Consider the following 6,429-nt stretch of genomic DNA (forward strand, 5'->3'; position numbering starts at 1 on the left):
CCGATCAATCACGTTTTCAATCGCAGAAACGGGGGTGCTAGGGTTTAGAGAAACACCAGCTTTTTTACCCAAATTGCGGATGGCCTGCAACGAGCGATCAAGGTGTGGACCAGCTTCGGCGTGTACGGTGATGATGTCGGAACCCGCTTTGGCAAATGCTTCAAGATAAGCATCGGCAGGTGAAATCATCAAATGCACGTCGAGTATCTTTTTTGTTACAGGGCGGATTGCTTCGACAATCATTGGCCCGATTGTGATGTTGGGCACAAAATGACCATCCATCACGTCCACATGGACCCATTCGCATCCGGCGTCGTCGATTGCTTTTACCTCTTCGCCAAGACGTGCAAAGTCGGCGGAAAGAATGGAAGGGGCGATCTTGATAGGCAAGTCGGTCATCACGCTGTCCAATATATCAAAGGAGGTTATGGGGCGCGGGTTAGCACATGTTTTTGGCGCTGCCAATTGGCCGAAGGGAGAATGAAGCTGAATTCATGGTTTTTTGGCGATTCTCAACAAGAATCACAATCCCTTGAGTGCGACAGTGAGGTGCTTGCGCCCAACAATATGATGGGGCATTAGAAGGGGGATTGGAGCCATTATGATTTCTTTGAGCATACCTGTGATTTTTGGTGCCGGCGTTTTGAGCTTCTTATCGCCTTGCGTTTTGCCCCTTGTGCCGCCCTATTTGAGCTATATGGGCGGGACGACGTTTGAAGAAATCCGTCGCGAGGGCAGCACAGGCAGCGCCGTATGGTGGCGCACCGTGATGACTTCGTTTTTCTTCATTCTTGGGTTTTCGACCATTTTTGTTGGCATGGGCGCCACGGCAACCTTGTTCGGAGAGATGCTGCGCTCATCCCTTTCCTGGCTCACATCGCTTGCGGGGATCGCGATCATTGTGATGGGATTGCATTTCCTTGGCATTCTAAAAATTGGTTTTTTGTACCGCCAAGCAAAGTTCGATGGACCCTCAAAAGCATCTGGTCCCTTGGGCGGATATTTGCTGGGACTTGCGTTCGCTCTTGGTTGGACCCCCTGTATCGGACCAATTCTCGCAGCAATATTGCCAGTCGCCGCTAGCTCAGAAACGGCATGGCAGGGTGCTGGGCTTTTGGCGGTCTATTCACTTGGGTTAGGTGTGCCGTTTTTCTTGGCTGCCTTGGCCGTTAGACCTTTTATGAGTTTCTTCTCTAAATTTAAGAAGAACCTTGGAATGGTTGAAAAAGTAATGGGTGGGTTTTTGGTGATTACCGGCATACTTTTTCTCACGGGAGATTTCACTCGCATCAGTTTTTGGTTGCTCGAGACATTTCCAGTTTTGCAGAGTTTTGGATAGAATTAACCCTAAAGCCAAATGATTGCCGCCAAAGCCGAGTCGTTTGCTAACTTGTGCAAAGGTTTTAAGTGTTTTGAGCGAGGATGCTCCAATATTTATGTGGAGCTAAGTGCAGATGTATTCTGACAATCAACAAGACGTTCATGAGGAACGCATTGGTGCTGTTGTTCCGGCTGGATGGAATCCGATGTTTTCGGTAAGCTCAAACTTATATGATGTTGAGCCTCAATGGCGCGCGCTTGAGGCATTTGGTTTGTCCTCGCCCGGACAATCCTTTGATTTTGTGCGTTCGTGGGTCGAAGCGACAAATGTTCCAAAGCAAGAACAGTTTTATGTGACTGCATATTTGGGCAAACAGCCGTTGATGGTTTTACCGTTGGCGATGAGCAAGAAGTTGGGTGTAACAATTCTCACATGGTTTGTGGGCGATCATGTTGCGTGCAATGGCCCTTTGATGAATCACGATCTGTTTGAGCGCCTGAGCGAAAGTCAGCGTGAAGCGTTTTGGCAAAGTGTGGTTGCCGCGCTGCCAGTATCAGATGTTTTGTATTTGCCTGGGCTAATTGAAGGTGCCGATACTGAGTTTGTGGCATTTGAGGGTGTGGGCAAGAGTTCCGTGTGTGATCACATATTCAGGGTACGCTTTGATAGTTGGGAAGAATGTGACAAATCGCGGCGCGATCGAAAACGCAGGAGACGCGACAAGCAACATCGTCAAAAGCTTGACGCCTTGGGCGCAGTTGATTTGGTTGAAATTGCACAAGTTGACCAAGCGGAACATGTGCTGCAAGTGATGTTTGAGCAAAAGCGCAAACGCTTTGAGCAACTTGGTATCGAAGATCCATTCACGAAAAAAGAAGTGCGCGACGTCTATTCTGATTTGTTCTCTAAATCGAAATCCGTCCGCCCCCTTTTGTATGCACTCCGCTTGAATGAAGAAGTTATATCAGTGCGTTACTGTGTTGCTCACCAAAACAACTTGTTCATGCTTGTCTCTTCCATGAGTGTGGACGACGACATATTGGCGGGGTCGCCAGGCAACCAGTGTGTATTGGAGATTCTGCGCCAAAAACTGGGTAAGGATAGCTTTACCATGGTCGATATTGGTGTCGGCGAATCATATGAAAAAAAGCGCTGGTGCAATGAATTGGTACCAGTGACCAGTCGTTTTTTGCCAAGAACATTCAAAGGTTGGGTGTTTTTTGCGGCAAAGGCTAGTTTGGAACGTCTCAAGATGCTGGTGAAAGGCAATAGCGTTCTGTTTGGTTACTACAAAGCAATTCGCGGCGTCTTACCACCGATTTTGCGCACATAGTCGCCTTAGATCAGCTTCAAACCGCGCATTGAGGCGTGACCATCTTTTGCAATAATGACGTGGTCATGCAAAGTGATTCCCAAAGGCTTCGCAATTTCGTCAATCGCGCGCGTCATTTGAATGTCGGCATTCGACGGAGTGGGGTCACCGGAAGGGTGATTGTGTAGCAAAATTAGGGCCGTAGCTGATAACTCAAGTGAACGTTTTATGACCTCACGAGGATAGACCGGAGTATGGTCTACTGTGCCAATTTGTTGCACCTCGTCAGCGATGAGTTTGTTCTTTTTGTCCAGAAAAAGTATGCGGAATTGTTCTTTGCTTTCATATGCCATTTGCGCGTGGCAATAGTCCAAAAGCTCCGACCACGAACCCAACGTTGGGCGCGCTGGAACTTTGGACTTAGAAAAGCGTTGTGCAACTGCCAGGATGACTTTCAGATCTGTTGCGGCTGAGGGACCTAGTCCGTCAATTTCTTGCAACAATGCTGGCGGGGCAGATAACACCTCAGAAAAGCTGCCAAATCGCTCCATTAGTGCTTTGGCTATGGGTTTGGTGTCGCGACGTGGCAAAAGGCGAAACAACAAAAGCTCTAGCAACTCATAGTCTTGCATGCCTTCAGCGCCTGATGACTGAAAACGCGCACGCAAACGATCGCGATGCCCGTGGAAATGAGGTTGGGGTGCCTCAGACATGCCGGACGTGTTTGGTTTGTCTGGAGTCCTTGGCTTGTCGCTCATTACCGACTTGCCTCAAGTGGGTTAAACAAGCCTTTTGCACTTTGAGTAAATATCTCGCAGCCGTGCTCAGTGATGCCGATGGAGTGTTCGCATTGTGCGGATAATGTGCGGTCACGCGTTACCGCGGTCCAGCCGTCAGCCAGTACTTTTACGTGCTGGCGACCCAAGTTTAGCATTGGTTCGATCGTGAAAATCATGCCCGGTTTTAGTTCAGGTCCTGAGCCTGGGGTGCCAAAATGCAAGATATTTGGTTCGTCGTGGAATAGGCGGCCAAGGCCATGGCCGACAAAATCTCGAACGACGGATGTGCGCTCAGCTTCTGCGTAAGACTGAATTGCGGCGCCAATGTCACCAGTTGTATTGCCGGGTTTGGCCACTTCAAGTGCGCGGGCAAGGCTTTCATATGTAACCTCAATCAGGCGCTCGGCTTTGCGTGAGATTGCGCCAATGGGGTACATGCGGCTTGTATCGCCGTGCCAGCCATCGACAATTAAAGTGATGTCTATGTTGACGATGTCGCCCTCTTTGAGGGGCTTCTCGTTTGGGATGCCATGGCACACAACATGGTTGATGCTTGTGCAAATTGAATGGCGGTACCCGCGATAATTCAGTGTGGCCGGAACCGCGTTATTGTCCTTTGCGAACTCAAAGGCCAAACGATCAAGTGCCGCTGTAGTTACACCGGGTTTGGCGTGCTCATACATAAGGTCCAGCGCTTGTGCGGCGAGGGCACCTGCTTTGCGCATTCCTTCAAATCCCTCTTCACCGTGAAGAGGAATTATACCGGGGGTGCGTTTTTGATTTGGATTGGCAGATGCGTATGTGACCATTGTTCTTCTCAGTTTGCTTTGCGCGCAAACTAACCGGTAGGCATTGAAATTGGAAGCCTTGAGGCGATGCAAATTTGTTCCAAATTGATCTGGCAATCGTAGCACAAGAATTCAACACCTGCAGTGTGAGCTTCTTTGGCTGCTGCTGCATATTTGGGGGCAAGGTCTTCGGCAAATGAAAAATGGTCACAGTCTGTGCGTTGGATCAGATAGAGATTGATCGCTCGGTGTCCGTTGGCGACCATATTTGCTAATTCTTTGAGGTGCTTAACGCCCCTATCTGTTTCGCAGTCAGGAAACTCGGCTTGCTTGCCGCCTCGGGACAGATGGACGTTTTTGACTTCCAGATAGGTTTTGCGTCCTGCATCTTGGTTTAGCAAAAAATCAATGCGGGAATTCTCACCGTATTTAACTTCAGCTCTGAAGTCATCAACTGGTGAAAGTTCTGAAATGGCGTTTTCGGATAGTGCTTCGCCGACGATTTTGTTGGGATAGTTCGTGTTTATGCCAACTAATCCTGTAGGGAGTTCCACCAGTTCGAGCGAGTATTTCAGTCTTCTTTTCGGATTATCCGATTTGGACACATAAACAGGCAGTCCTGGCATGTTTAAACCGAGCATTGCGCCTGGATTTGCACAATGCGCGGTGATCAACTCGCCGTTTTCCAACGTAATGTCAGCAAGGAAACGTTTGTAGCGCTGGACCAGCGTGCCGCGAATTAGCGGCGATGGAAGGTGCAATGGGATCTCCGAGAGGTTGGTGGGTGTTCACAAGAGGCTTGCAATTGTTGTTGGCGTCGGCCATTCAGTCAAGCAAAGAATGGGTGAGCTTATGAGCAAGAATTCAACGAATGAACGTGTTACCGCTGGCATGCTGGTGATCGGTGATGAAATTCTGTCGGGCCGCACAAAGGACCAAAACATTGGTACGGTGGCTGATTTCTGTGCAGACTTAAATATTGATCTGTGCGAAGTGCGGGTGATTGCAGACGAAATTCCCGAAATTGTTGACGCGGTGAACGCATTACGCACGAAATTCACCTATCTTTTCACCACCGGTGGCATTGGGCCAACGCATGATGACATCACAGCCGATGGTATTGCTGCGGCGTTTGGTGTGCCCCTAAACGTGGACGATCGTGCCATCAAGATGATGCAAGATCGGTTTACGGACTATCCGATGAACGAGGGACGGCTGCGCATGGCGCGTATCCCTGAGGGTGGTGAGCTGATTCCCAACACGGTTTCGGGTGCACCAGGAATAAAAATGGACAATGTCTATGTGATGGCTGGGGTGCCAAAGATCATGCAAGGCATGTTTGAAGCAATTGCGCCCACCCTAAAAACCGGAATTGAAGTGTTTAGTGCCTCTTGCGACTCACAGGTTGGGGAAAGTTCGCTTTCTGAACCACTTGCGGCATTGCAAATTTCTTACCCAACGGTCAAAATTGGTTCTTACCCGCAAATGGGGTCTGATCATTATATGACGCAGATTGTTTTGCGGTCATCAGACAAGTCCTCATTGGACGAAGCGACACAAAAGGTGCGCGAAATTATTGCTGCGGCAACGCAGAGCAAATTGAAGATTTAAAGAGGCATGCCATGAGCGCACCACAGAATAAGAGTTTTCCAGTTTCTTGGGATCAGTTTCACCGCGATTCTCGCGCGTTGGCTTGGCGTTTGAACGCGGAGGGGCCATTTGACGCTATCGTTTGCATTACGCGTGGTGGTTTGGTGCCAGCAGCGATCATCGCCCGAGAATTGGGCATTAGAGTTATCGAAAGTGTTTCAGTCGCTTCATATGACAATAAGGATCAAGGTGAGCTGAAAGTTCTCAAGCCGATTGCAGCAGACATTTTAGCCCTGGATGCAAGCGCTGATACCAAGGTGTTGATCATCGATGATTTGGTGGATACAGGCACAACGGCCAAAGTGGTGCGCGATCTTTTGCCAAAAGCCCATTTTGCAACGGTTTATGCAAAACCAAAAGGGCGTCCACAGGTGGACACGTTTATCACCGAAGTCAGCCAAGACACTTGGATTTTCTTTCCTTGGGACATGGCGCTGCAATATGTCGAACCCTACCGTGGGACCGACTAGGGACGCCAAGCAGACCTTCTTCGAATGGCTTGCGGCATCGCCGCTCAATTGGATCAAACGATGACACAACCCCGCACAGCAACGACGTTCGCGCCCCCCGTAATGGAGG

At 49.3% G+C, this 6,429-nt stretch carries 8 protein-coding genes; 4 read left to right on the forward strand and 4 right to left on the reverse strand.

The window, feature by feature from the left end; genetic code table 11:
• On the reverse strand, positions 1-399 hold a 399-nt coding region (locus Q0231_RS13725; RefSeq protein ID WP_299348203.1), incomplete at its 3' end, for a ribulose-phosphate 3-epimerase.
• Positions 400-601: 202 nt separating this feature from the next.
• Between Q0231_RS13725 and Q0231_RS13730 the strand changes: the two genes are divergently transcribed.
• Together Q0231_RS13730 and Q0231_RS13735 are read left to right on the forward strand one after the other, a co-directional pair.
• Positions 602-1,339, forward strand: coding sequence for a cytochrome c biogenesis CcdA family protein (locus Q0231_RS13730; protein WP_299348206.1), 738 nt, complete (start codon positions 602-604; stop codon positions 1,337-1,339).
• A 115-nt stretch (positions 1,340-1,454) separates the two neighbouring features.
• Positions 1,455-2,654, forward strand: a complete 1,200-nt coding sequence (locus Q0231_RS13735) for a GNAT family N-acetyltransferase (RefSeq protein WP_269393915.1) — start codon at positions 1,455-1,457, stop codon at positions 2,652-2,654.
• A gap of 5 nt (positions 2,655-2,659) precedes the next feature.
• On the opposite strand, the gene radC is transcribed toward Q0231_RS13735, so the two are convergent.
• Genes radC through sfsA form a run of 3 tightly spaced genes read right to left on the reverse strand, consistent with a single transcriptional unit; the run spans position 2,660 to position 4,961 of the window.
• Positions 2,660-3,391: a DNA repair protein RadC gene (gene radC / locus Q0231_RS13740; RefSeq protein WP_269393916.1), complete on the reverse strand. Its 732-nt coding sequence runs from the start codon at positions 3,389-3,391 to the stop codon at positions 2,660-2,662.
• Entirely contained in the window at positions 3,391-4,221 is an 831-nt protein-coding gene (gene map, locus Q0231_RS13745) for a type I methionyl aminopeptidase (RefSeq protein WP_299348210.1), read from the reverse strand. Before map ends, radC begins: the two co-directional genes overlap by 1 nt.
• Before the next feature lie 29 nt (positions 4,222-4,250).
• Positions 4,251-4,961 carry a DNA/RNA nuclease SfsA gene (sfsA, locus tag Q0231_RS13750; RefSeq protein ID WP_299348212.1) on the reverse strand — a complete coding sequence of 237 codons (711 nt, stop codon included), beginning with the start codon at positions 4,959-4,961 and terminating at the stop codon, positions 4,251-4,253.
• Positions 4,962-5,052: 91 nt separating this feature from the next.
• Here sfsA and Q0231_RS13755 point away from each other — a divergent pair, with 91 nt between their 5' ends.
• Both Q0231_RS13755 and gpt read left to right on the forward strand, forming a co-directional pair.
• Positions 5,053-5,811 carry a molybdopterin-binding protein gene (locus Q0231_RS13755; RefSeq protein WP_299348214.1) on the forward strand — a complete coding sequence of 253 codons (759 nt, stop codon included), beginning with the start codon at positions 5,053-5,055 and terminating at the stop codon, positions 5,809-5,811.
• An 11-nt stretch (positions 5,812-5,822) separates the two neighbouring features.
• Entirely contained in the window at positions 5,823-6,320 is a 498-nt protein-coding gene (gene gpt / locus Q0231_RS13760; RefSeq protein WP_299348217.1) for a xanthine phosphoribosyltransferase, read from the forward strand.
• The last annotated feature ends 109 nt before the right edge of the window (positions 6,321-6,429 follow it).

Origin of the sequence: uncultured Maritalea sp. (assembly GCF_937139385.1) — a bacterium.
Classification (GTDB): domain Bacteria; phylum Pseudomonadota; class Alphaproteobacteria; order Rhizobiales; family Devosiaceae; genus Maritalea; species Maritalea porphyrae_A.

What these genes read in the sequence shown, in the direction of transcription:
- radC (WP_269393916.1), bottom strand. Translation starts at nt 3,391, where the DNA reads ATGAGCGACAAGCCAAGGACTCCAGACAAACCAAACACGTCCGGCATG.
- Q0231_RS13730 (WP_299348206.1), top strand. Translation starts at nt 602, where the DNA reads ATGATTTCTTTGAGCATACCTGTGATTTTTGGTGCCGGCGTTTTGAGC.
- Q0231_RS13735 (WP_269393915.1), top strand. Translation starts at nt 1,455, where the DNA reads ATGTATTCTGACAATCAACAAGACGTTCATGAGGAACGCATTGGTGCT.
- map (WP_299348210.1), bottom strand. Translation starts at nt 4,221, where the DNA reads ATGGTCACATACGCATCTGCCAATCCAAATCAAAAACGCACCCCCGGT.
- gpt (WP_299348217.1), top strand. Translation starts at nt 5,823, where the DNA reads ATGAGCGCACCACAGAATAAGAGTTTTCCAGTTTCTTGGGATCAGTTT.
- Q0231_RS13755 (WP_299348214.1), top strand. Translation starts at nt 5,053, where the DNA reads ATGAGCAAGAATTCAACGAATGAACGTGTTACCGCTGGCATGCTGGTG.